The following is a 23,552-nucleotide window of genomic DNA, read 5'->3' as shown; positions in this document are numbered from 1 at the left end:
CTAAGCCAGCACGGCCTGGAGCGGTCGGTGCGGCATACCGTGCGCCTCGGCGACCGGACCGTACGTGACCTGCCCGCCGTACGTGTTGAGGCCCTTGGCCAGCGCCGGGTCGGCGTTGAGCGCCTCGCGCCAGCCACGGTTCGCGAGCTCCAGGGCATAGGGCAACGTGACGTTCGTGAGCGCGTACGTGCTGGTGTGCGGCACGGCGCCGGGCATGTTCGCCACGCAGTAGAACATCGAGTTGTGCACCCGGTACGTCGGTTCGGCGTGCGTGGTCGGCCTGCTGTCCTCGAAGCAACCACCCTGGTCGATGGAGATGTCGACGAGCACGCTGCCCGGTTTCATCCGCTTCACCAGCTCGTTGCTGATCAGCGTCGGCGCCTTCGCGCCGGGCACGAGCACCGCCCCGATCACCATGTCGGCGTCGAGCACCGCCTTCTCGATCTCGTACAGGTTCGACGCGACCGTCTGCAGGTGCCCCTGGTAGATCCGGTCGGCGTCACGCAGCCGGTGGATGTTCTTGTCGAGCAGCAGCACCTCGGCCTGCATGCCGAGGGCGATCGCCGCCGCGTTCATGCCCGACACGCCGGCCCCGATCACCACGGTCTTGGCCGCGTACACGCCGGAGACGCCGCCCATGAGCACGCCCCGCCCGCCACCCTGACGCATCAGGTGGTACGCGCCGACCATGGGGGCGAGCCGGCCCGCGACCTCGCTCATCGGGGCGAGCAGCGGCAGCGACCGGTCGGGCAGCTCCACCGTCTCGTAGGCGATGCCCGTGACCTGCCGTTCCACCAGCGCGTCGGTGCACGCCCTCGACGCGGCCAGGTGCAGGTACGTGAACAGCACCTGCCCTTTGCGCATCCGCCCGTACTCCTCGGCGATCGGCTCCTTGACCTTGAGGATCAGCTCCGCCTCGTCCCACACGTGGTCGGCACCGGGCAGGATCGTCGCGCCGGCGGCGCGGAACTCCTCGTCGCTGATCGACGACCCGAGGCCGGCCCCCGCCTCGATGAAGACCTCATGGTCGTTACGGACGAACTCGTGCACCCCCGCCGGTGTGATCGCCACCCGGTACTCGTGGTTCTTGACCTCCCGCGGAACCCCAACCTTCACGACCAGCCACCTCCTGCGACACCGCGGGCGGCCCCGTTGCCGCCACTCGTACGACACGACGCCGCTGAGCCGAAGTCTAGATACCCCACCGGGTGACCCCGCTACGCCTCGCCGCGATCTTCCGCCGCGCGGGCGGGCCGGCGCCCTTAAATCAACGACGCTCTATCCAGTGCGGATTCTGGGCCGCAAGCCGCACTAAATGGAGCGTCGTCCATGAACAGGCACGGGGCGGCCGCGCCGGCCAGGTGACCGTGATTGCAGGCGCCCGGCCCGCCGCGCCGCCTCCCCGCGCCGCCTCCCCGCGCGCGGCTGCCCAAGATCGCGATCAGCGGAAGCAACCTCGAGTCTGACTTGAGTTCCGCTCCTCGAACGGCGATCTTGCCCACCGTCCCTAGGTGACCGTGATGACCGTCCAGGCGCCGGCGAAGATGCGGTCCCCCGGCTTGACCGCGATCGGGGCCCGCACCGGGATCGGCTTCGCCGGGTCGTTGACGTACGTTCCGTTCGCCGAGCCCAGGTCCACCACCGCCCACCCGTCGGCCTGGGGGAGGAACAGGGCGTGGGCATGCGAGATGCCCGGGTCCTCGGGTGGGCCGGTCAGGTCGATGTCGGGGTGGATGCCGCGGCTGCGGCTGCGCCGCCCGACCAGTACCTGGCTGCCCCGCAGCGGGAACTGCCGTTCCGGGCAGAAGTCGGGGAACACCAGCGCACCGGCGTCGGGGCCGCCGGCGGCCCGCACGATCTCGTAGTAGGTGCGGTCCGCGCTCACGGTCACCCCGGTCGCCGGTCCCTCCTCGGCCGGAGGCGCCGGCCGGGGCTCGGGCACGACCGGCCCGGAAGCCGGCCCGGAAGCCGGCCCGGAAGCCGGGCCAGTCGCCGGCCCGGAAGCCGGCCCGGAAGCCGGGCCAGTCGCCGGCCCGGAAGCCGGCCCAGTCGCCGGCCCAGAAACCGGCCCAGGCGCCGGCGCGGGCGACGACGGAGCGGGAGCCTCCATGAGCGTCGCGGTCATGAAGTCGTACCCGTCGACCTCGCAAAACCGCCCCGACCTCGGCGTCCCGCACAGCGGGCAGGCGTCGCCGGCGTCCGGGTCGGCGGCGGGCGGCGTCGGGGGCGGGGTCACCACCGACGTCGAGGGCGAGCCCGAGGTGACCGGCGCGGTCATCGACCGGCCGCACACGTCGCAGTAGTCGGTGGCGGCCGAGGCGTGACCCCGTGGGCAGGTCGGCATCAACTGCCCCGGACCCGGCGCGTGACCGTCGAGCGCACGTCGACGATCTCGGCGTCGACCGCGTCGGGGGTCCGCTTGAGCCGCACCGTGCCACTCTCCTCGTCGACCACGTCGACCACCTTGCGCAGCAGCTTCGCCGTATCGTCGCGGCCCGACGCGGCAGCCAGCCGCACGGCCGCGCCGAGCTTGGCCGTGGCCACCTCGTCGTCACCGGCGGCGCGGGCGGCCATGCCCTCCTGGATCGCGGCGGCCAGGTCGGCCTGGCCCGTGTAGTGGGCGACGTGCGGGCTCAGCCGCGTCGACAGCGCCGTGTCGTCGGTCCACCGGGCCAGAACCAGCTTCTGGACCAGCGTCCGCTCGCCGGCGACGAGGCTGACCCGCGCGGCCAGGATCTCCTCACCGACCGCGTCGGGCTCGACCTCGATCGACACGTGGTAGTCGCGGCTCTCCGCGCCCCACGCGCCCGTGGGGTAGTCGCCGATGCGGTCGCTCACGGCGGTACGCCGGCCGGTGAGGTCCTCGATGTGCGGGAACACCTGCTTCACGAACCGAACCGTAGAGCCGGCGGGCGTCCAGAGCCGCAACGACACCCGGGCGATCTCCTTGCCCATCGCCCGTTCGGTGAGTGCCTGGAACACGTCGGGCAGCTGTTCGGGTGACTCCAGGCCGTCGGCCGAGCCGAGCAGCGCCGAGGCGATCTGGCGCAGCTCCGTGGCCCGCCAGTCGGTGCCGACGCCGCGGCTGTCGCACACGAACTTCCCCTCGCACAGCCCGAGGACGTCGGTGAGCCGACTGGCCGGTTCGCCGTTCTGCCCGTCGGTGAGCAGGATCGCGTGGTTGACGTCGGCGCCGTGGCCGTCGCCTCTCTCGGCGACAGATCTACCGTTTTCAGCGAACAGCCGCTCGGCCAGCTTCAGCCAGGTGCTCATCGCGGTGCCGCCCGACGCGCTGAGCCGCCGCACGGCGTTCTCGGCCCGGGCCCGGGTGGCCGGCGAGGCCGCCTCCATGCCCTCCCGGGTCGGGTAGACCATGCGGGCCATCGAGTCGCCGGACACGATCGCGAACGGCACCCCGTCGTGCAGCGCGTGCACGGCGGCCAGCGTTGCCTTCTTGGCGTTGGTCAGCTTCGTCGGCGGGTAGGCCATCGAACCCGACGTGTCGATGATGATCACCTGGGCGGAGGAGGCCGCTGACGTGCGTCCGACAAAACCTCCCGACGCGGCGGTGACCGTCACGACGGCATCGACCACCCGACCGCCCTCGGGCAGGTACTCGTTCTGATAGACGTCGGCGGTGAAGCCCGGCTCTGTCACGTCAGCCCTCCTGCGCGGGTGGCGGGAACGGCAGCACCGCCACCGTGATGTTGTCACGGCCCCCGCCTTCCAGCGCGAGCCGCGTGAGCGCCCGCGCCGCGTCGGCCTCGGAGCCGCCCAGCGCGGCCGCGACCAGCTCGGCGGGGTCCTTGGCGTACCGCGACAGGCCGTCGGAGCAGACGAGCAGCCGGCCCGGCCCGTCGGGTCGCAGTGTCGCGACGCGGGCGCGGGTGTCGGGCGCGTCGGCGCCGAGCCAGCGCAGCAGCGCCACCGAGTGCGGGTCGACGCCGGGCACCGGCACGCCCGTCGCGGCGAGCTGGGCGGCGGGCGAGTCGTCGACGGTCAGCTGCCTGGCCTCGACGCCGTACGCGCCGACCCAGTAGGCGCGGCTGTCGCCGACCCAGCCGACGGTGATGCCGTCGGGTGCCACCACCGCCGCCACGTACGTGCAGCTCGGCGGCACGTCCGCGGCCCGCGCGCCGGGCAGCGCGGCCACGGCGTCGGCGGCGGCACCGGTCGCGGCCTCGACGGCCTGCGCCGCGGTCGCCCCGCGGGCGAGCGTGTCGAGCAGCACCACGATCGCGGAGTCGACGGCCACCCGGGCGGCCAGGTCGCCCGACGGCGAGGTCGACACGCCGTCGCACACCACCGCCAGGGTCGCGGACCCGAACCGGCCGACCGCGAGCGCGTCCTCGTTGCGCCCGCGCAGGAGCCCCCGGTCGGTGACGCCGGCCACCCCGGGAACGGTGATCTCCATCCGGTCGGTGCCGTTGACCCGCGCCCGCCCGCACCGGTCGCAGTGCCCCTCGGCGGTGATCGCGGTCTCGCCGCAGCCCGGGCACGGCAGCACACCCGACGTGGTCGACCGCCACGACAGCCCGCGCGCCGGATCGGCGCCGCTGGCCCGCAGGTCGGCGCCGCACCGCTCGCAGTACCGCTCGCCGTCGTGGATCGGCCCGTCGCACGACGGGCAGACACTCATCTGATCGCTCCGCTGCGCTCCGCGATGCATTCGCGAGCACTGAGTTGATGATTCGCTCGCTGACGCTCGCTCATACCCACGTCCTCGGCCGCACGGTGTTGGCCCGGTCGACCCAGCCGACCCGGCTCTCCGGGTCGGGGGCCATCTTCGCCAGCGCCCGGTACGCCTGCTCCAGCCCGAGCCGCAGCGACCGCTCGCTGAGCTCGTGCCCGAGCACCTGCGATCCGGACGTCCGCCCCGAATGGCCGACCCAGGCCAACGACCTCTCCAGCATCTCCACCGCCAACCACGCGTTGCGCTCGACGTCGAGCCGCAGCCGCTGCAGGCGGCCGGACGCGTCGAGCAGATCGGTCTCCAGCACGTGCGCCAGCTCGGCGCCGACCTTGGCCCGCACCGCGGCCACCTGTGCCACCAGGTACTGGCTGGAGCTGTCGGGAACCTCGTCGAGCACGCTCACGCAGCCGGCCCGTTCGCCGCGGGCCAGCCGCATGCGGGCCAACCCGAACGCGGCGCTGACGAAGTCGCGGTCGGTGAGCCACACCCGCTCGTACCGGGGCTCGGCGCCGCGCGGGTCGCCGTCGAGCTCGGTGGCGGCGGCGAGCGCGAGACGGGCGGCCGGCTCGCCGGGCAGCTCGCTGTAGACGGCGTCGAACGCCGCCCGCGCCTCGGCCGGCCGGTCGGCGCGCAGCGCGGCGAGGCCGCGGTGCCAGTCGATGCGCCAGTCGGTGAACCCGCGGGCGGAGTCGAGGTCGGCGAACGCGCCGTCGGTGTCGCCGAGCTCGATGCGGGCCCGGACCAGCCGCAGCCCGATCTCGACCGACTGCACCGGCGCGTTGGCGAGCACCGCGACCAGTTCCGCGGGGTCGGTGGTGGCGACCGTGGCGAGGTAGCCGACGCCGGGGTCGCTGGGGTCGGGCAGCGGCAACGGCAGCGCGGCGGCGACCGTCGCGCCGTTGACGTGGCCGTCCTCGGAGCCGTCGAAGAGACCGGCCACCGTGCCGAACACCCGCCGTTCGCGGGTGAACTGGGCCGACGGCTCCGGCCGCGGCACGCCGTCGTACGCCGACAGCACTTCGCGCAGCACGCCGCGCACCTGCTCGGCCATGTCGGAGGTCGACGGGAACCGGCGGGCCGGGTCGCGGTGGGTGGCCTTGCGCAGCAGCCGGTCGAACGACTCCTCGGTGGCGAGCAGCCGCACCTCGCCCCGGTCGGGCAGCCGGTCGACGTAGGTGGTGGAGAAGCCGCGGAACCCGAAGCTGAGCACCGCGAGCGCCCGTCCGACGGTGTAGATGTCGGAGGCGACCGACGGGCCGACCGTCGACACCTCCGGCGCCTGGTAGCCGGGTGTGCCGTAGACCGCGCTCGTCACGTCGTCGATGCGTCGGACCGCGCCGAGGTCGATGAGCTTGATCTGGTCGTCGGCGTGGATGACGTTGTCGGGCTTGAAGTCGCAGTACAGCAGGTCGCGGTCGTGCAGGTAGCCCAGGGCCGGCAGGACGTCGAGGGCGTAGGCGAGCACCTGCGGCAGCGGCAGCGCGGCGCTGGTCTGGTCGCGGTTGGTCAGCAGCAGGTCGCGCAGCGACGGCCCGCCGACGTACTCCATGACGATGTACCCGACCGCGGTGCCGGTGCGCGGGTCGGGGTGGCTCACGAAGTCGTGGATCTTCACGATGTGCGGGTGGTCGACGTTGACCAGGAACCGCCGCTCGGCGACGGCCGCCGCCATCGCGTCGGGGTCGCCGGTGTCGATCAGGCCCTTGAGCACGACCCACCGGTCGGCGACGGTGTCGGAGACGTTGCGGTCGCGCGCGAGGTAGATCCAGCCGAGGCCGCCGTGGGCGAGGCAGCCGAGCACCTCGTACCGGCCGCTGATGAGGTCGCCGGCCGACAGCCGCGGCAGGAACGAGTACGGCGAGCGGCAGGTGGGGCAGAACCCGCTGGTGAGGCCGGGCTGTCCGTTGCGGCTGCGACCGACGGGGTGGTCGCAGCGGGCGCAGTAGCGCCGCTTCTCCTGCACCACGGGGTCGGCGAGCACGGCCTGCTGCGGGTCGCGGCGCGGGATGCGCGGCATGTCGAGCAGGCCGGCACCGAGCCGTCCGCGTGAGGAGCGGCTGCGCCGGCCCGACCGGGACACGCCGCTGCCGCTGGGCGGCCCGCTCGCGGCGGTCGGGGTCGACACGGCCGGCCCGGCGCCGGTGGTCGCGCCGAACGCCGCGTTGAGGTCGCCCCACGCGTCGGGCGCGACCGCGGAGCCGGTCGGTGTCAGCTCCGGCGCCAGGACATGTGGTTGCGGTCCGTCCGTGGGTTGCGCCATTGAGGAGACGGGCCGCGACGCGGGCCCGTACTCGTGCGGCGGGCCGGGCCGCGGCGCCGGAGGCGCGGACCCGTGCGGCTGGCCGGGCGGTGAGGCCTGCGCCGGTGCGGCGGGCGCCTTGCGGCCGCACTCGTCGCAGTAGCCCTCGGGACCGTAGCTGCCCGTGCAGCCCGGACGTCGACAGTTCATCGCGGCTTCCTCCCTTCGATCGGCGCGGCGGTGAGCGTCGCCAGGAGCTGCTGGTAGGCGTGCACCGCCTTCGTCGCGGCCGGCAGGTCGCAGGGCCGCGTGTACAGGAGGCCGTGGGCGGCGCGGTGCCGCTCGGTGAGGTCGGGGTGCTCGGCCAGCCCGAGCCGGGCACCCTTGACCCGGTACGCGTCGAGCCGGCCGCGCAGCTCGTCGCGCCGCTCCACCAGCCCGGTGGCGGCCGAACGCAGCAGGTCGGCCCGTTGCCGGGCGGCGGCGACGGCCCGGTCGAGGTCGTCGAGCTCGGCTCCGAACCGCAGCAGGCCGGCCGACCCGGGCGGCCCGCCACCGGGCGCCGCGAGGGCGGTCCACCGGTCGCGCAGGCCCGGCGCGGCCGACGGTGGCGGCGGCAGCCCCGGGTCGGCGATCTTCTCGTGTGCCACGGCGTAGGCGGCGTGTACGGCCTCCTCGGCCGCGACCACGTCGTCGATGGCTGCGCTCGTCGCGGCCCGCCGGGCGCCCAGCCCGGTCTTCACGGCGACGGCCGCCTGGAGCCGGTCGCGGGCGGCGGTGGCGTTGGCGGCGAGCCGGCGCAGCGTCGCGTCGAGCTCGCCTCCGGCGGCGGCGCCCAGCGGGTCGGCGACCGCGACGGCGCTGATCTCGGCCAGCTCGGTGCGCCGCCCGGTGATGGTCGCCGGCGGGTCGCCGAGGTCGGCCGACAGCCGTTCGGCCTCCGCGATCGCGGCGGCGATCGGGGCGAGCCGGTTCGCGACGGCGTCGGCCGCGGTCGCGATCTGGTCGAACGCGACGGTGACGGCCATGCAGCAGTCGATCAGGTACCGCACCGCCACGGGCAGCGGCAGGGCGCCGGCGGGTCCGGACGTGGTGACCGCCGGGCCGGTGAGCAGGTCGGTGAGCCTGGCGAGGTCGCTGCCGCCGGGCCGGGCCTTGCGCGCCCGCGCGACCCGGGCCGCGTCGAGCGCGGTGCCGAACGCGGTGAAGTCGGCCCAGATGGCGCCCATGCGCACCTGGGCCTCGTTCCACGCGGCGGCGGTGCGCCCAGAGGTCGGCGCGGTCGCCAGCAGCGTGTGCGCGGGATGGGTGTCCATCGCGTACAGCGCCTCCGCGATGCGCTGGTGGTCGGCCGCGAGGGTGCGGAGCGCCTCGTCGACCTCCTGCCGGCCCATCGGCGCCCGGCCGGTACCGAACCTGCCCACCCCTACGCCTGGTACCGGGCCGGTGGTGGGGCGGGTGCGGGGCCGAGGGTGGTCAGCCACCGGTTGTAGATCGCCGTCCAGGTGCCGTTGGCGCGCACCTGGTCGAGCACGCCGTTGACGTACCGCACCAGGTCGGCGCTCTCCTTCTTGATGCCGATGCCGTAGGGCGCCGCGGCGAACCCGGGCCCGACCACCTTGGTGCTGGGGTCCTGCGCGGCGAACCCGGCGAGGATCGCGTCGTCGCTGGACACCGCGTCGATCTGGCCCTGCTGCAGCAGCACCATGCAGTCGAGCGCGTCGGGCGCGGCGACCGCGACCGGGTTGGACCTCGCCTGCTGGATCGCGGTGATGTTGGTGCTGCCGGCGGCCGCGCAGACCTTCTTGCCGCCCATGTCGTCGATGCTGCGGAACGGCGAGTCGACGGGCACCAGCAGCCGCTGGGCGCCGGTGTAGTACTCGGTGGAGAACGAGATCTGCTGCCACCGCTCGCAGGTCATCGTCATCGCGCGCACGACGAGGTCGACGCCGCCGTTCTGCAGCGCCGGGATGCGCTCGGCGGCGGTCATCGCCCGGAAGATGACCCGGTTCGGGTCGCCGAACAGCGCCCGCGCGATCTCGCGGGCCAGGTCGACCTCGAACCCGACCAGCTGCCCGGTGACCGGGTCGCGGTGCCCGAACAGGTACGTGTTCTGGCTGACCCCGACGATGAGGTTGCCCCGCTGCACGATCGCGGCCATCGACGAGCCGGCCGGCGGCGCACCCGCCGGCGGCAACGCGCCGGGCCGCAGGCTGAGCAGTGGATCGCAGGTGGCCGCCGACGCGGATCCGGACGGCTCCGGTGCCGGATCCTGCACGCCGGCCGGCTTCGGCTGCACCGGTGCCGCGTCGGCCGCGCCCGGCACCTCCGGCGGCGACGAACACCCCCCGAGCGCAGCGGCCAGCACCAGCGCCACAACTCCGGCCCGCGCCACAACCCCGGCCCGCATCCGCTCCACTACCCCGGCCCGCATCCGCTCCACTACCCCGGCCCGCGTCCTCACCGGTACTCCATCACGCGTTGCGCCATTCCGACCACGACCCCGATCAGCAGCAGTGCGGTGAGCACCCCCAGCCCACCGGCGACGCCACCGAACGCGTCGCCGGCGCCGGCCACCTCGCGGTCGAAGGACTCGCCGCCGTGGCGCAGGCCCTCGGCGAGGTGCTCGTCGACCCGGTTGAAGATGCCGCCCGCGCTACGGTCGTCGCTGCCCACCGCGAGCTTCACCGCCTCGGGGTACTGGCCGCCGTCGTCGAGTTCACGGATGCGCTTGTGCAGGTCGCGCCAGGCCTTCACGTCGGCGATCGCGGCGTCGGCGGCCGCCCGGCCGGCGCGGTCGGTGGCCCGGGAACGGGCCTCGGCCAGGAGACCGCCGTTGCCGTCCTCGCCGGCCAGCCGGTTCATGGTCTCGGTGAACCGCTTCTCGAACGCGGCGCCGCCACCGCGCGCGACAAGCGTGAGCGACTCGTCGCCGCGCGCCTGCAGCGCGGCGATGCGCGCCTCCGTGAACACGTCGACCTGCGCCGAGCCGTCCTTGCGGCTGGCGGAGAGGTGACCGGCCGCGCCGAACGACGCGACGCCCAGCCACAGGACGGCGACCAGCGCGGCCGCGGTGGCGGCCACTAGCCCGAGGTTGAACACCCGGTTGGTGCGCCGGGCCAGGAAGACCTGCACAAAAAGCAGCCCGAGGAGCGACAGCAGCAGGAGCGGAAGGGCCAGCCACGGCACCGACGACGCGTCGTCGCGGGCGTCGGCGAGCTGCTCCGACACCGCGGTGTAGAGCTGCTGGGCGGCGGGCAGCAGCGCGTCGCGCATGAGCGCCGACGCCTCCCGCAGGTACGCCGCGCCGAGGGGGAGCTGCTGCCGGTTGAGGGCGCGCGCGGTCTCGACGATGCCGGTGTAGACGGGCAGGTTCGCCGAGATCTGCCGCAGCGGCTGGTCGGCGGCCTCGGCGGTGACGCCCGCGGCGAGCCGCACGAGGGCGTCGCTCGCGGCGGCGAGGTCCTCCTGGTAGCGGGTGCGCAGCTCCGGAGGCTCGGAACCGCCGAGCAGGAACGCGCTGGCCACGGTGGCGTCGGCGTCGGAGAGCGCCCGGTAGAGGTCCTGCGCGGCGACCACGAGCGGACCGTTGCCGGCCGCGACGCCGCCGACGAGGTCGGCCCGCTGGCGCACCGCGCCGATGCCGGCGGCGCCGGCGGCGATGCCGAGCCCGACGAGCACCACCGTGAACAGGACGAGCAGCCCGGGGGTGCGCCCGGCCCACGCGAGGACCCGGCGGCGCAACCCGGTGTGACCGCGGACCGGGAGGGCGACCTGCCGGTTCCCGGGCCGGCCGTTGCCGGGCCCGGTGGCGGGCAGCACCGGCCTGCCCTGCTGAACGGGCACCTGCCCCTGGCCCGGTGGCGCACCGGTCGGCGCACTGGCCAACGGTGTCCGGGGCAACGGTGTCTGGACCGTCGCCACCACCTCCCCCTGGTAGGCGGCTCCACTGAATGAACGCCGGCGCAACGATCGGGGTCAACGGTAACCGAGTGGGGCCATTCCGTGGTTACCCGCCCCGGCACGGATGGCCCGCCCGGGATCTCCCTCCGGTGGACCGCAGGCGCTACCGTAATCGCATGGCAGACCGGCCTGACCGCCCGCGGCGTACGGAGGTTCCCCTCCCGCCCATGCCCGCGGCGTGGCGCGAACCGGCCGACGACCCGCGTTCCGGCACCAGTGCCGGTGGCGGCGCGGGTCACGATGCCGACGGGGCCGACCACGGGGCCAGCTACGGGGCCGAATACGGGGCCGACCACGGGATCGCAGCCGAGCGGCCCGGTCCGCGACCGCCGTCGATCCGTCGCCCGGTCACCGGAGCGTCCGCTCCCCCGGTCCGCACGCCCCGGCCGCCGCACCTGGGGCCGCAGGTGCCACCCGTGGCGGCGCGGAAGCCCGCCCCGCCGCGGTTCGCGACCCCGCCGGGTCCCGGGTTCGGCCCGACCGTCCCGCCGTTCGCGGGGCAGCCGCTCACCACCGTGGTGCCGGTCTCCGCGCCCCGGCCGCGGCCGGTCTCCCCGATCCCCTACCCTGGCCTTCCGCTGTCGGCGCCACCGATGGCGGCCGGCGCGATGGCGCACCCGATGGTCGGTCCGATGGCGGGCCCGGTGCCCACCGGGGTCGACCCGGCCACCGGCGAGCCGCTGTCCGACCGGTCGGGCCTCACCGCGGGTCTCCTGCAGGTCTTCCTCGGTGCGGTCGGCGCCGGCCGCCTCTACACCGGCCACGTGGCGATCGCCCTGCTGCAGATGTCCACCGGGTTCCTGATCTTCGCGTTCACCCTGTGTGCGGGTGCCGGCCTCGGCGAGGAGTCGATCTGGGCCCTCATGTGGGTCGCCCTGGCCTGGCCGGTGATCGACGGGATCGTCCTGCTCGGCTACGGCGGCCGCGACAGCAACGGCCACCGCCTCCGGTAGCTCAGCTCAGGTGCTCGACGATCGTGCGCACCAGGTCGGCGCTCGTGTAGGGCTTGGCCAGGAACGTGTCGCAGCCGGCGTCCATCGCGGCGGTCTGCTCCCGGGCCATTGCCGCCGCGGTCAACGCGACCACCGCGGGCCGGTCGGGCCGGCCGGCCAGGCCGCGGGCCACCTCGAGGCCGCTGCCGTCGGGCAGGTGGACGTCGAGCAGCACCACGTCGAACCCGTCGGCACCGGCGAGCGCGGCCTGCGCCTGCGCCAGGGTCTCGGCCTCGACGAGGTCGACGCCCTGTAGCAGCGGCTCGGCGGTCCGCGCGATGATCGCCCGCACCAGCGACCTGTTCAGCTCGTTGTCCTCGACCAGCAGGATCCGCGTCACGGCCGCACCCCGCACCGGTGCCCGGTCACGACGGGACCTTCTGCAGCACCGGACCGTCGTCGACCACCAGGGGATGCACGTGCTCGCCCAGCCAGCGCTGCAGGTGCCGGGCACCCAGGTCGGCCCGCGACACCACCCCGAGCACCGGTGCCGGCCGGTTGGCGGGGTCGTCGCCGCCGTCGGTCGGCGGGCCGGCCATCAGCCCGGCGAGCAGCACGTCGGCCGGGGTCATGGTGCCGTCGGTCATCATCACCAGCGGCACGGTGCGGGTCGCCGGCGCGGCCCGGAGCGCGTCGAGCGCCGGGGTGTCGTCGGGGCCGGTGACGGCGGCGTTGCACAGCACCAGGTCGAAGTGCCGGCCCTGGGCGAGCCCGGTCGCGTCGGTGACCGAGCCGGCCAGCACGGCGCCGACCCCGCAGTCGCGCAGCCACTGACCGATGTGCTCCCGTGCCGGTTCGTCGGGGTCGACCACCAGCACCTCGGGACGGCGCTGCCCGACGGTGTTGCGCGCCATCGCGTCGAGGAGCGCGTCGCGCTCCACGGGCTTGACGAAGTGGTCGACGGCGCCCAGGGCCAGCGCCACGTCGCGGTCGTCGACGACGGTGACCACCACGACCGGGATGTGCCGCAGCCGCTCGTCGCCCTTGAGCCGTTGCAGCACCGTCCAGCCGTCGATGCCGGGCAGGATCACGTCGAGCAGGATCAGGTCGGGTGTCAGGGCGACGGCCTGCTCGATGCCGGCCTCGCCGCTCGCGGCGACGTGCATGCGGTACCCGGCACCGGTGAGGTAGGTCCGCAGGAGGCTCGCGGCCGCCGGGTCGTCCTCGATCACCAGGACGCCGCCGCGGCCGGTCTCGAACTCGTCGCGCTCCCGCGTGGCGCCGGACGGTGGCGCCGGCGCGGCACCGGCCGGCAGCACCAGCGTGAACCGGGACCCCTGCCCGCGCTCCGACCACAGCTCGACGCGGCCGTGGTGCGCCTCCGCGAGCCGGCGGGTGAGCGCCAGCCCCAGCCCGGTGCCGGCCGACCGGGACGCGGCGTCACCCGCCTGGTGGAACTCGTCGAAGACGCGCAACTGGTCGGCCGGGTCGATGCCGGGGCCGGTGTCGGCGACGCTGAGGTGGGTCTCGGCGCCCTCGCGGTGGGCCGTCACGTAGATCGCGCCGCCCTCGGGCGTGAACTTGATGGCGTTGGACAGCAGGTTGTTGAGCATCTGCCGCAGGCGCATCCGGTCGGCGGTCACCACCTCGGGCGGTGCGGCGAGCGTCAACCTGAGCTTCTTCGCGTCGATGAGCGGGGTGAGCGGCGCGACCGCCTCGCCCACGGCGGACCCGACGTCGATCGGCTCCAGCCGCAGGTCGATCCGGCCGGCCTCGACCTTGGACAGGTCGAGCACGTCGTTGATGAGGCCGAGGAGGTGCCGGCCGCTGGAGTGCACGTTGCCGATCCACTCGTCGGGCACCTGGCGGCGGTCGTCGACCAGGTCCTCGTAACCCATCAGCTCGCTGAACCCGATGATCGCGTTGAGCGGGGTGCGCAGCTCGTGGCTCATCGCGGCGACGAAGTCGCTCTTGGCCTCGTTGGCGGCGCGCAGCTGCGCGACGGTGTCGGTGAGCCGCGCGGTGAGCACCGCCCGCTCGGCGAGCACCGTGGCCTGCCGGCCGAGGTCGGCGAACACGGCGATGTCGTCCTCGGTGAACAGGCTGCGGTACAGGCCGAAGATCAGCAGCGTGCCCTGCCCGCCGCCCTCCATGGTCAGCGGCACGGTGATCACCAGGTACCGGCGTCCCTCGATGGTGGTCCACTTCGCGGAGCCGCGCTGTAGCTGGTCAGCTGCGACCGGTCCCCCCGACGGCACCTCACGCGACGGCGGCGAACCGGCGACCGCGACCGGACCCGGCGGCGTCAGGACGACCACGCCCTCGGCGGACATCGCGTCGCGCACGATGACCGCGTAGTGCTGCCAGATCTGCCCCGGCGCCGACGACGGCGGCGCGGCCAGCAGCCGGCCCGTGAGCCCGTAGGCGGTACGCGCCGACCACTGGCGACGCAGCCAGCCCGGCGGCACGAACGCCACCACGTAGGCGAGGGTCGGTCCGAGCGCCATGACCCGGGCCGCCTCGGCCAGGTGGGCGTCCGGAAGCACCCGGTTCAGCGCCGCCACCAGCAGGACGAGCCCGAAGAGGAACGTTCCGGCGGCGGCGAACGCGATGCGGACCCGCGCCGCGCCGGAGCGCCGGCGCGCCTCCGTGAACAGGTAGGCCGCGGCCACCGACTGCAGCGCCACGAACCCGACCACCAGCGACATCTGCACCGGCATCGGCAGCGGCGTCGGCTGGGTGACGACCGCCGCGACGGCGGCGAGCCAGCTGCCGAACGCGAGGCCCGGCCACACCCAGGCGACCGGCCGGATCATCGCAACGAGGGCGAGGGTGAGCAGCGGCTGGCCGTAGAGCGCGATGATCGCCGGCAGCCGCACCGCGTCGGGCAGGGTGTCCTGGAGCACCCGGCTCACCTGCAGCACGTACAGCGCGGCCACCGACACCAGGACCAGCGCGACCACGCCCTGCAGGCGGTCGCGGGTCCACAGGAACGCGACGATCGCCCGCGCGAAGATCAACGCGAACAGCACCGCGGCGGCGATCACCAGCACATAACTCAGCGTACTGGCGTAATCACCTATTTCGGGAGGGGTTCGTCCACCTGCCGCAACGTCTCCCAGTTCCGCGCCTTCGCCTGCGCCAGCGCCAGGATTCCCACCAGGCACGCCGCGTTGGTGATCTCCCCGCTCAGCGCCATGGTCACGGCCCGGTCCAGCGGCACCCGGGTGACCGTCATGCCGGCCTCCTCGTGGGTCCGCTCGTGCCGCTCTCCGACCGGCACCTCGCTGAGGTCGCGGGCCAGGAACAGCCGGATGATCTCGTCGGAGCAGCCCGGGCTCGGGTTGGCGTCGATGAGCAGGTCGTAGCGGCCCGCGCGCAGGTCGGCCTCCTCGGCCAGCTCACGCGCCGCCGCTTCGGCCAGCTTCTCTCCGGGGACGTCGATGAGCCCGGCCGGCAGCTCCCAGATCTCCCGGCGCAGGGCGTGCCGGTACTGCCGGACCAGGACGACGTTGTCGTCCGCGTCGAGCGCCACGACGCCGACCGCGCCGACGTGACGCATGTAGTCGCGCTCGGCGACGCTGCCGTCGGGCATCTTCAGCTCGTCGGTGACGATCGTGAAGACCCGGTTGCTGAGCCGTTCGGTGCTGTTGAGGACCTCGTAACCCGTCATGCGGTGTTCAGCTCCATCGGCAGGCGGTCCTGGGCCGAGTACTCGCAGGCCGCGCCGACGAACGCGGTGAACAGCGGGTGCGGGCGGGTCGGGCGGCTCTTGAGCTCCGGGTGCGCCTGGGTCGCCACGAAGAACGGGTGCCGGTCGGCCTCGAGCTCGATGAACTCGACCAGCTTGCCGTCGGGCGACAGGCCGCTGGTCACCAGGCCGGCCTTCGCCATCGCCTCGCGGTAGCGGTTGTTGACCTCGTACCGGTGGCGGTGCCGCTCGGTGACGTCGGTGCTGTCGTACGCCTTCGCCACGAGCGAGCCGGGCTCCAGCTTCGCCGGGTACGAGCCCAGCCGCATGGTGCCGCCCAGGTCGCCCTTGCCGGCGACGATGTCCTCCTGGTCGGCCATGGTCGCGATCACCGGCTCGGTGGTGTCGGGGTCGAACTCGGCCGAGTTGGCGCCGGTGATGCCGCCGACGTTGCGGAGCACGTCGAGGGTCATGCACTGCAGTCCCAGACACAGGCCGAGGATCGGTACGCCGTTCTCCCGTGCGTACCTGCTCGCCCCGACCTTCCCTTCGATGCCGCGGATGCCGAAGCCGCCCGGGATCACGATGCCGTCGACGCCGGCCAGCGCCTGCGCCGCGCCGGTGGGCGTCTCGCAGTCGTCGCTGGGCACCCACTTGATCGTGACGCGGGCCCGGTGCGCGAACCCGGCCGCCCGGATCGCCTCCGACACCGACAGGTAGGCGTCGGGCAGGTCGATGTACTTGCCCACCAGCGCGACGGTGATCGTCTGCTCGGGGTGGTGCACGCGGTCGAGCAGGTCGTCCCAGCGCTTCCAGTCGACGTCGCGGAAGCTGAGGCCGAGGCGGCGCACGACGTAGGCGTCGAGGCCCTCCGCGTGCAGCACCTTCGGGATGTCGTAGATGCTCGGCGCGTCGGGCGCGGCGATGACGGCCTCGCGGTCGACGTCGCAGTAAAGGCTGAGCTTGTGCTTGAGCTTGTCGGGGATCTCCCGGTCGCTGCGGCACACGAGCGCGTCGGGCTGGATACCGATGTTCCGCAGCGCCGCGACGCTGTGCTGGGTCGGCTTGGTCTTCAGTTCGCCGCTCGGCGCCAGGTACGGCACCAGGCTCACGTGCAGGAAGAAGCAGTTGTCGCGTCCGATGTCGTGGCGGATCTGGCGGATCGCCTCCAGGAACGGCAGCGACTCGATGTCGCCGACGGTGCCGCCGACCTCGGTGATCACCACGTCGGGGGCGCGCCTGCCGTCGGTGTCGGCCATCGCCCGGATGCGGGCCTTGATCTCGTTCGTGACGTGCGGGATGACCTGCACCGTGTCGCCGAGGTACTCGCCGCGCCGCTCCTTGGCGATGACCGCGTTGTACACCTGACCGGTGGTGACGTTGGCGTTGCGACCCAGGTCGCGGTCGAGGAAGCGCTCGTAGTGCCCGATGTCGAGATCGGTCTCCGCCCCGTCCTCGGTGACGAACACCTCGCCGTGCTGGAACGGGTTCATCGTTCCGGGGTCGACGTTGAGATAGGGGTCGAGCTTCTGCATCACCACGCGGAGACCGCGAGCGGTGAGGAGATTCCCGAGGCTTGAGGCGGTGAGGCCCTTGCCGAGAGAGGAGGCAACGCCTCCGGTGACGAAGATGTGCTTGCTCGTCTTACCCGAAATCGCTCGATCCACGGGACTCCACAGTAACACCCGTCACGGGTGAGGGCCGCGCGGCACGCGGCCCTCACCCTTCTTTTACCGGTAACTCGCGGTGGGGACCGGGACGCGCGCCCAGTCCGTACCCGTTCCGAGGTGGAAGCTCGTGTACGACGGCTGGTTGTACGTCGTCTGCTGACGGGCCACCTCGGCCCGGTACTGCGGGTCGTGCATCAGCGTGTACAGCTTGTGCGTGGTCACCTCGGTGCTGAGGTGGATCCGGATGGCGCTGCTGTCGGCCGTGCGCAGCAGAAGCTCCTCCCGCCAGTCCCCGAAGATGTCGGCGACGAGGCCGGGGTTGCCCTTGGTGCCGTTGTTGGTGAGCGTGTTCGCGGCCGTGAGGAGCGTTCCCCTTCTGTGATCCTGGATCGTCGGCGTGACCTCCAGCGCGCCGTCGACGATCTGGGTGCTCAGGTCGGCGGCCCAGCGGATGCTCTGGTTCGTACCGGGGATGGTGTCGCCGAGCTTCTGACCCTGCGCGGTCCACAGGCCCATGCCGGTGGTCGCCCACGCCTCCAGGCCGGCGTGCTCGGGCAGGATGTCGCCGACCATGCCGCGGCCGGTGTCGCGCCCGGAGTAGGTCCCGAAGAGCACCTGACCGGTCTTCGCGTCCCGCATCGCGTGCCCGTAGGGTGCCCCGGCGGCTCCCTCGTGCACCGTGTAGATCTCCAGGCCGGGACGGGTCGGGTCGATGTCGGTCACGTGCATGGCGTCGCCGTGGCCGAGCCGTGCCTGCGTGCCGGGGCTCGCGCTACCCTCGGGCAGCGGGGCGAACGAGCTGTACAGCAGGCTGCCGTCGTGGTCGATGGTGGCCGCGCCGTAGACGATCTCCTGCTTGCCGTCGCCGTCGACGTCGGAGCTGCTCAGCGAGTGGAAGCCCTGCGTGGTCAGCGTCCTGAACTCGGGGTCGGTGCCGTCGCGTCCGTGCGGGCTGTCGTTGAACGGGTTGGTCATCGGCGTCCAGCCGCTGTCGACGTACCAGCGCTTGTGCAGGCGGCGGCCGTCCCAGTCGTAGGCGACGAGCGTGCTGCGCGTGTAGTAGCCGCGGGCGAACACCGCGCTCGGGCGCCTGCCGTCGAGGTAGGCCACCGTGGCGAGGAACCGGTCGACCCGGTTGCCCGGTTCGATCCGCGCCATCGCGTAGTCGCCCCACATGAGGCCGTCGTCGTGGCGTCCCGGTTCGTAGCGGACGGTCTGCAGCTCCCTGCCGGTCGCCCCCTCGAACACGGTGAGGTACTCGGGGCCGTCGACGATGAACCCGGCGAAGTTCCGGAGCTGGTTGCGGGCGCTGCGCGCCGGCGCGTACACGTCGACGAAGTGGTTGGCCAGGGCGGTGGCGTCCTCCCTACTCAGCGGGTACGTGTAGGCCGGCGCGATGCCGAAGGCCTGCTCCAGCGTCGCCGGCCACCGGCCCGCCTCGACCTCGGGATGGTCGTGCCAGCCCTGGAACATCGTCACGAGGTGCTCGAAGTAGTCGGCGGCGCTCATCCGGTAGTCGTCGGCGTGGGTCACGCCCTTCGCGACGTCCTCGCGCGGCAGCGAGACGAACCGTTCGCTCCTGACCGCGCCACTGCGGTCGTAGCGGATGATCTTCGTGCCGGGCGCGGTCTTGAACATCAGCTCCGACCGGCCGTCGCCGTCGAAGTCGTAGACCAGGAACTGCGTGTAGTGCGCGCCGGCCCGCACGTTGACGCCGAGGTCGATGCGGTACAGCGGGGTCCCGTCCAGCTCGTACGCGTCGATGTAGACGTTGCCCGTGTAGCCGACCTGCGAGACGTCCTTCGAGTTCGACGGGTCCCACTTGACGATGTACTCGTACGCCCCGTCCCCGTCGACGTCACCGACGCTGAGGTCGTTGGCCGAGTACGTGTACGCCTCCCCCGCCGGGGTGACCCCGTCGGCCGGCTTGCGCAGCGGCAGGTCGAGATGCGTGGTCGACCACGCCCGGGCCGGGGCGCTCTTCCGCCCCCGCACGGGGGCGACCTGGTACGTGGAGCCGGCCGTGCCGGCCGGGTCGAGGTAGTTCGTGCTGTCCGTGACCGTGGCGATCCGCCGGCCGTCACGGTAGACCTCGAATCCCGGTCCCTTCATGCCGGACGACGTGCGCCCGGTGACCTCGTGGCCGAGCAGCCGCCAGCTGAGGAACGCCCCACCGGTGGTGGTCGCGACCACCAGTCCCCGGTCGAGCTTCTCCAACTGCACCCGCCCGTGCCCACCCCCGGCCGGCGCGCCAGGTGCGGCCGAGGCCGGTAACGGCACCCCGACCAGACAGACGGCGGCCACGGCCAGCGCGGCGAACCGCCTCCGGTTCCACGCCCTCATCGCAGCTCCTCGCATTGCGTCAGCTCGCCCGCCGCGGCATGGGCAGGACCGCTGGACGGCGCGGCTCAATGGATGGACGGTGTGTGTGTGTTGAAACGTTCCAGCAGAATCGAAACCTACAAATCAGCAAGCCCCCTGTCAACCCAAGCCCGTCGATTGACCAGCCCCGACTTAAGACGCTCACCAGACAAACCCAGCCCACCCGGTGAGTCCCACCGACAGCCGCTCCCCGCACACCACCGGCCCCGCACACCACCGGCCCCGCACACCACCGGCCCCGCACGCCACCGGCCCCGCACGCCACCGGCCCCCGCACACCGCCAACACGCCCACCGCCGCCACACCCACCTGCCGCCACGCCCACCCACGCGGCCACGCACACCGGCGCTGCGTCCGCCCGCAGCAAATCCGCCCGGCGCCGCCCGCCCGACGCCGCCCGCCCGACCCCCGCTCCCGGCCGCCCGTCGCCAGCCCCGCCGCACCCGTGCGCCGCACCCGTCGCCGATCTTGCAGTTGTGGCCGCCCCCTTAGATGGATATAAGGCGATTTGCCCCCGGCCACAACTGCAAGATCGGCGCGGAAAGCACGCACGCACGGCGGGAGCACGCACGCCGGGAGCACACGCGGCGAGCACATCGCGACGAGGCCCCGAAGCCGGGCGGTCAGCCCGCGGCGGGCTCCTTGACCGGTGGGTCGATCACCACCGGTACCGTGCGGTCGGCCGCGTGGTGCCGGACCCGCAGCACGGCCAGCACCGTCAGCGGCATCGCCACCACCAGCGCAGCCCCCATCACGTTCAGCGCCACGCCCTCCACCACCCCCGCCAGCAGGGTCGCGACGATCGTGCCCGCCAGCGCCCCGCGCACCGAGGGGAACAGGCCGTACACGCGCCGCAGCCCGCCCCGGTCACGCAGGAGGGCCAGCCCCGTGTAGAGGGCGACCCCCAGGACCAGCACCGTCAGCGGGCTGTTCGCGAACGTCACCACGCTCGACTCCCCGGCGCGGCGCATCACCAGGTCGACCGTTCCGTCGTCGACGTGGGCGAAGAACCGGCCGACGCTGCTCTGCTGCTCCGACGGCCGGCGCAGGTCGAGCAGCGCGAACGTGGCGGCCAGTCCCGACGCCGCCAGCACCGCCCAGGCCAGCCGCCGGTACGACAGCCACCCGCCGACCGACATCGCGGCGGCGGTGCACACGCCGGCGGTCAGGCCGACGGCGCCGGCCGCGTCGGCGCCGAAGTACGGGCTGCCGACGATCACCGCGCCGACCGAGCCGACCCCGGTGATCACGACCGGCCGCCACCGCCGCGGGGACAGCTGGGCCAGGAACGCCGCGAACAGCAGCAGGCTGCCGGTGAACATGCCCAGCCCGATCGTGCCGATGCCCGCGTACCGGGCGCCGGCGAGGGCCGAGTAGCCGGTCACGCCGTCCAACTGCAGGCGTGACCCCGTGAGCACGTCCAACGCGATGAGCAGCGCCGCCGCGCCGGCCACCGCACCCAGTGGCCCGAGCGCCCGCTGCCGGGCGGTGGCGACCCCGGCCACGAACGTCGCCGCCAGCAGCACCAGGACGAACAGTGCCGCGAACACGAACCCGGGCCGGCCGACCCGCCACCACGGCACCATGTCGGCGACCATCGCGGCCGGCGTGGCGAGCGCGGCGGCGAGCAGCCCCCACTCGGCCCATTCCTCGGCCGAGTGCGGGACCCGTACCGACAGCCAGCCGGGCAGCATCCGCCGCCTCACGAACAGCCTGCCCGGCGCCGAGGACGACAGCCCGCCCGGCGCCGGCACCGACGAGGAGCGCCGCAGCAGCGGCACCACCGCGAGGAACAACGCGAGCTGCACCACGGTCAGCACGAGGAAGAACGTGGTCGACACCCGGCGCTGCGCACCGGCCAGCCGGTCGGCGTCGGCGAGCCGGTCGACGGCCGAGAGCAGGTCGGCCGGCCGTCCCGGTTCGCGGGTCGCGGCCGCGCCGGCGAACAGGTCCAGCGGGGCCGGCCGGTCGAGGGCGGCCAGCGCGGTCGGGGCGAGGTCGATCAGCCGCAGGTAACCGTCGCGGCCGGTGCTCGGCGAGGTGAGCCAGCCGGGGCCGAACCCGGGACCCTGCGCGATCGCGACGTGCAGCCGCGTCGTCTCGTCGGTGTCGGACAGGCCCGCGACCACCACGAGCGACCGCGCCGGCCGGGCGCCGAGCACCGCGTTCAGCGCCCGGTCGGCCTGGCGGGCGGCGACGATCCGGGAGGTGCCCTCGCCCGCGATCGTGCCGGCGTCGACGAACGACAGCCGGCACGAGCCGAGCAGCTCCCGCAGGTTCTCCTCGACCGACGGCGCGTACCGGTCGATACGGCCGAACGGGCGGGCGGCGGCCAGCGCCGCGCCGGGACCGACCGCGGTCGTGCACTGCGCCGCCTCGGCCAGCGAGCCGAGCTCGACCTCGTTCTCGAGCTCCTCGTTCGCGAGCTCGGTGCGGTCGTGCCAGATGGTCGGGATCTTCGCGCCGCGCGACTCGTCGTCGCCGGCCGGCTCCAGGTCGGGGTAGGTCAGGATGCAGCCGCCCTCGGGCGGGGTCTCGTACCCGCGGGCGTAGTTGCCGGCGCCGAGGGTGAGCCACCCGTCGACGGGGCAGGTCACCGACCGGGCCGAGCGCACCACGAGCGCACCGACCGAGCCCTGCTGGGCCAGCGCCCACAGCGTCGGTGTCTCGACCGGGCTGAGGTCGTCCCACCGCAGGCCGGGCGCGCCGACCAGCACCACGCTGTCGGCCGACGCCCGCAGCGTCGCCGACTGCGGCCGCGGCACCAGCGCCAGGATCCCGATCAGCGCCACGGCGAGCGCCAGCAGGAACGGCAGGATCCGGTGCTGCGGACCACGAAGCACCGCACCCCAGCGCCGGAACCGGTTCACGGCGCGTCGACCGCCACGAGTTCGGCGTACACGGCGGCGACCCGGGCGGCCGTCTCGGCCTCGGTCGGCCACGTCGCGGCCCGCGCGAGGCCGCGCCGGGCCAGGTCGGCCCGCGCGTCCCGGTCACCGAGCAGGGTGCGCACGGCCGCGTCGAACGCGTCGGGGTCGTTCGGCGGGACGAACGAAGCGGCGTCACCGACGAGTTCCGGCAGCCCACCGACCGCGGTCGACACCAGCGGGACCCCGGCCCGCAGCGCCTCCTGGGCGAACAGCTGCCGCGCCTCCCAGTCGCTGGTCACCACGGCGAGGTCGGCGGCGCCGAGGAGGTCGGGCACGTCCTCGCGGTGGCCGGCGAGCGTCACCGGCGCGTGGCTGGTGAGGATGCGTTCGGCCAGCGGCACGTACTCGGGTCCGCTGCCGGCGATGACCACCGCGGGCAGCGGGTCGAGCGCCGGGTGGCCCCGCCCGGTCCACCGGGCCGCGACGTCGATGAGCAGGTCGTGGCGCTTCTGGGCGTGCAGCCGCCCGACGCTGAGCACGATCGGCCGGCCGGCACCGATGCCGAACTCCGACCGCACCTCGCCGGGTGGCCGCACCGGTGCCGGCAGCGTGGGCGCGGCGACCTCGCCGAGCCGCACGTCCTTTCCACCGAGCGCCTTCACGCGTTCGACCAGGTCGGACGACGCACCGAGCGTGACGTCGGCCGCACCGGCGACGTACCGCTCGAGCTGGCTGTAGATCGCCTTGCGGAGACCGCCGGCGAGCACCCGGTTGTGCCAGGTGACCACGAGCGGCACCCTGCGTGACCGCGCGAGCGCCGCGACCAGCCCGGCCCGCAGCCCGTGTGCGTGGACGACGTCGGGCTCGACGGTGCTCAGTGCCCGCCGCATGACCCGCACCGCGACCGCGTCGGCGGGCTGCGGGCTCGCCGGGATCTCGACCGGCGTGAACGAGGCGCCGAGGGCCGCGAACCCGAACTGCGTGTCGGTGGCCGCCGGGCCGAGCACGGTGACGTCGATGCCGCGGGCGACGAGGGCCGCCGTCAGCGACATCACGTGCCGGCCGACGCCGCCGGTGCTGGAGGCGAGCACCAGTGCCACCCGCATGTCGTC

The 23,552-nt window shown here is 73.8% G+C and carries 17 protein-coding genes; 2 read left to right on the top strand and 15 right to left on the bottom strand.

The window, feature by feature from the left end; genetic code table 11:
* Both ald and Voc01_RS43030 read right to left on the bottom strand, forming a co-directional pair.
* Positions 1 to 1,116 (bottom strand): alanine dehydrogenase, encoded by a 1,116-nt coding sequence (gene ald, locus Voc01_RS43035; RefSeq protein ID WP_203933512.1) that lies wholly within the window; start codon positions 1,114 to 1,116, stop codon positions 1 to 3.
* 391 nt (positions 1,117 to 1,507) lie between these two features.
* The gene (locus tag Voc01_RS43030; protein ID WP_203933511.1) at positions 1,508 to 1,891 is read right to left on the bottom strand and encodes an FHA domain-containing protein; all 384 of its coding nucleotides are present in this window, start codon (positions 1,889 to 1,891) and stop codon (positions 1,508 to 1,510) included.
* 217 nt (positions 1,892 to 2,108) lie between these two features.
* On the opposite strand from Voc01_RS43030, the gene Voc01_RS43025 reads away from it, so the two are divergent.
* Positions 2,109 to 2,303 (top strand): hypothetical protein, encoded by a 195-nt coding sequence (locus Voc01_RS43025; RefSeq protein ID WP_203933510.1) that lies wholly within the window; start codon positions 2,109 to 2,111, stop codon positions 2,301 to 2,303.
* Positions 2,304 to 2,343: 40 nt separating this feature from the next.
* On the opposite strand, the gene Voc01_RS43020 is transcribed toward Voc01_RS43025, so the two are convergent.
* The 6 genes from Voc01_RS43020 to Voc01_RS42995 all read right to left on the bottom strand — a co-directional run bounded on the left by Voc01_RS43020 (position 2,344) and on the right by Voc01_RS42995 (position 10,856).
* Positions 2,344 to 3,657 carry a VWA domain-containing protein gene (locus Voc01_RS43020; RefSeq protein WP_203933509.1) on the bottom strand — a complete coding sequence of 438 codons (1,314 nt, stop codon included), beginning with the start codon at positions 3,655 to 3,657 and terminating at the stop codon, positions 2,344 to 2,346.
* A 1-nt stretch (position 3,658) separates the two neighbouring features.
* Entirely contained in the window at positions 3,659 to 4,639 is a 981-nt protein-coding gene (locus Voc01_RS43015; RefSeq protein ID WP_203933508.1) for a PP2C family protein-serine/threonine phosphatase, read from the bottom strand.
* Positions 4,640 to 4,709: 70 nt separating this feature from the next.
* On the bottom strand, positions 4,710 to 7,142 hold the full coding sequence (locus Voc01_RS43010; protein WP_239160906.1) for a serine/threonine-protein kinase: 2,433 nt from the start codon (positions 7,140 to 7,142) through the stop codon (positions 4,710 to 4,712).
* Positions 7,139 to 8,356, bottom strand: a complete 1,218-nt coding sequence (locus Voc01_RS43005) for a hypothetical protein (RefSeq protein WP_203933507.1) — start codon at positions 8,354 to 8,356, stop codon at positions 7,139 to 7,141. Before Voc01_RS43005 ends, Voc01_RS43010 begins: the two co-directional genes overlap by 4 nt.
* A gap of 2 nt (positions 8,357 to 8,358) precedes the next feature.
* Positions 8,359 to 9,396 (bottom strand): glutamate ABC transporter substrate-binding protein, encoded by a 1,038-nt coding sequence (locus Voc01_RS43000; RefSeq protein WP_203933506.1) that lies wholly within the window; start codon positions 9,394 to 9,396, stop codon positions 8,359 to 8,361.
* A complete protein-coding gene (locus tag Voc01_RS42995; protein ID WP_203933505.1) occupies positions 9,393 to 10,856 on the bottom strand; it encodes a GlnX family signal transduction membrane protein in 1,464 nt (487 codons plus the stop codon). Before Voc01_RS42995 ends, Voc01_RS43000 begins: the two co-directional genes overlap by 4 nt.
* Before the next feature lie 155 nt (positions 10,857 to 11,011).
* Here Voc01_RS42995 and Voc01_RS53670 point away from each other — a divergent pair, with 155 nt between their 5' ends.
* Complete coding sequence (locus Voc01_RS53670; RefSeq protein ID WP_239160905.1) at positions 11,012 to 11,848, top strand: TM2 domain-containing protein; 837 nt, start codon at positions 11,012 to 11,014, stop codon at positions 11,846 to 11,848.
* A gap of 1 nt (position 11,849) precedes the next feature.
* Here the strand turns inward: Voc01_RS53670 and Voc01_RS42985 are convergent, their stop codons facing one another.
* The 7 genes from Voc01_RS42985 to Voc01_RS42955 all read right to left on the bottom strand — a co-directional run bounded on the left by Voc01_RS42985 (position 11,850) and on the right by Voc01_RS42955 (position 23,546).
* The gene (locus Voc01_RS42985; RefSeq protein WP_203933504.1) at positions 11,850 to 12,227 is read right to left on the bottom strand and encodes a response regulator; all 378 of its coding nucleotides are present in this window, start codon (positions 12,225 to 12,227) and stop codon (positions 11,850 to 11,852) included.
* A gap of 25 nt (positions 12,228 to 12,252) precedes the next feature.
* Positions 12,253 to 14,880, bottom strand: coding sequence for an ATP-binding protein (locus tag Voc01_RS42980; protein WP_203933503.1), 2,628 nt, complete (start codon positions 14,878 to 14,880; stop codon positions 12,253 to 12,255).
* A gap of 26 nt (positions 14,881 to 14,906) precedes the next feature.
* A complete protein-coding gene (locus Voc01_RS42975; RefSeq protein ID WP_203933502.1) occupies positions 14,907 to 15,500 on the bottom strand; it encodes an NUDIX domain-containing protein in 594 nt (197 codons plus the stop codon).
* Entirely contained in the window at positions 15,497 to 17,185 is a 1,689-nt protein-coding gene (gene pyrG / locus Voc01_RS42970) for a CTP synthase (RefSeq protein ID WP_239160904.1), read from the bottom strand. Before pyrG ends, Voc01_RS42975 begins: the two co-directional genes overlap by 4 nt.
* 63 nt (positions 17,186 to 17,248) lie before the next feature.
* Complete coding sequence (locus Voc01_RS54320; RefSeq protein WP_203933501.1) at positions 17,249 to 19,531, bottom strand: rhamnogalacturonan lyase; 2,283 nt, start codon at positions 19,529 to 19,531, stop codon at positions 17,249 to 17,251.
* A gap of 662 nt (positions 19,532 to 20,193) precedes the next feature.
* Positions 20,194 to 22,440, bottom strand: coding sequence for a hypothetical protein (locus tag Voc01_RS42960; protein WP_203933500.1), 2,247 nt, complete (start codon positions 22,438 to 22,440; stop codon positions 20,194 to 20,196).
* Positions 22,437 to 23,546: a glycosyltransferase family 4 protein gene (locus Voc01_RS42955; RefSeq protein ID WP_203933522.1), complete on the bottom strand. Its 1,110-nt coding sequence runs from the start codon at positions 23,544 to 23,546 to the stop codon at positions 22,437 to 22,439. Before Voc01_RS42955 ends, Voc01_RS42960 begins: the two co-directional genes overlap by 4 nt.
* Positions 23,547 to 23,552 lie beyond the last annotated feature (6 nt).

This window comes from Virgisporangium ochraceum, from assembly GCF_016863655.1.
Classification (GTDB): domain Bacteria; phylum Actinomycetota; class Actinomycetes; order Mycobacteriales; family Micromonosporaceae; genus Virgisporangium; species Virgisporangium ochraceum.
Note: the sequence above shows the minus strand (reverse complement) of the source record. Positions and strands in the feature narration are given on the sequence as shown.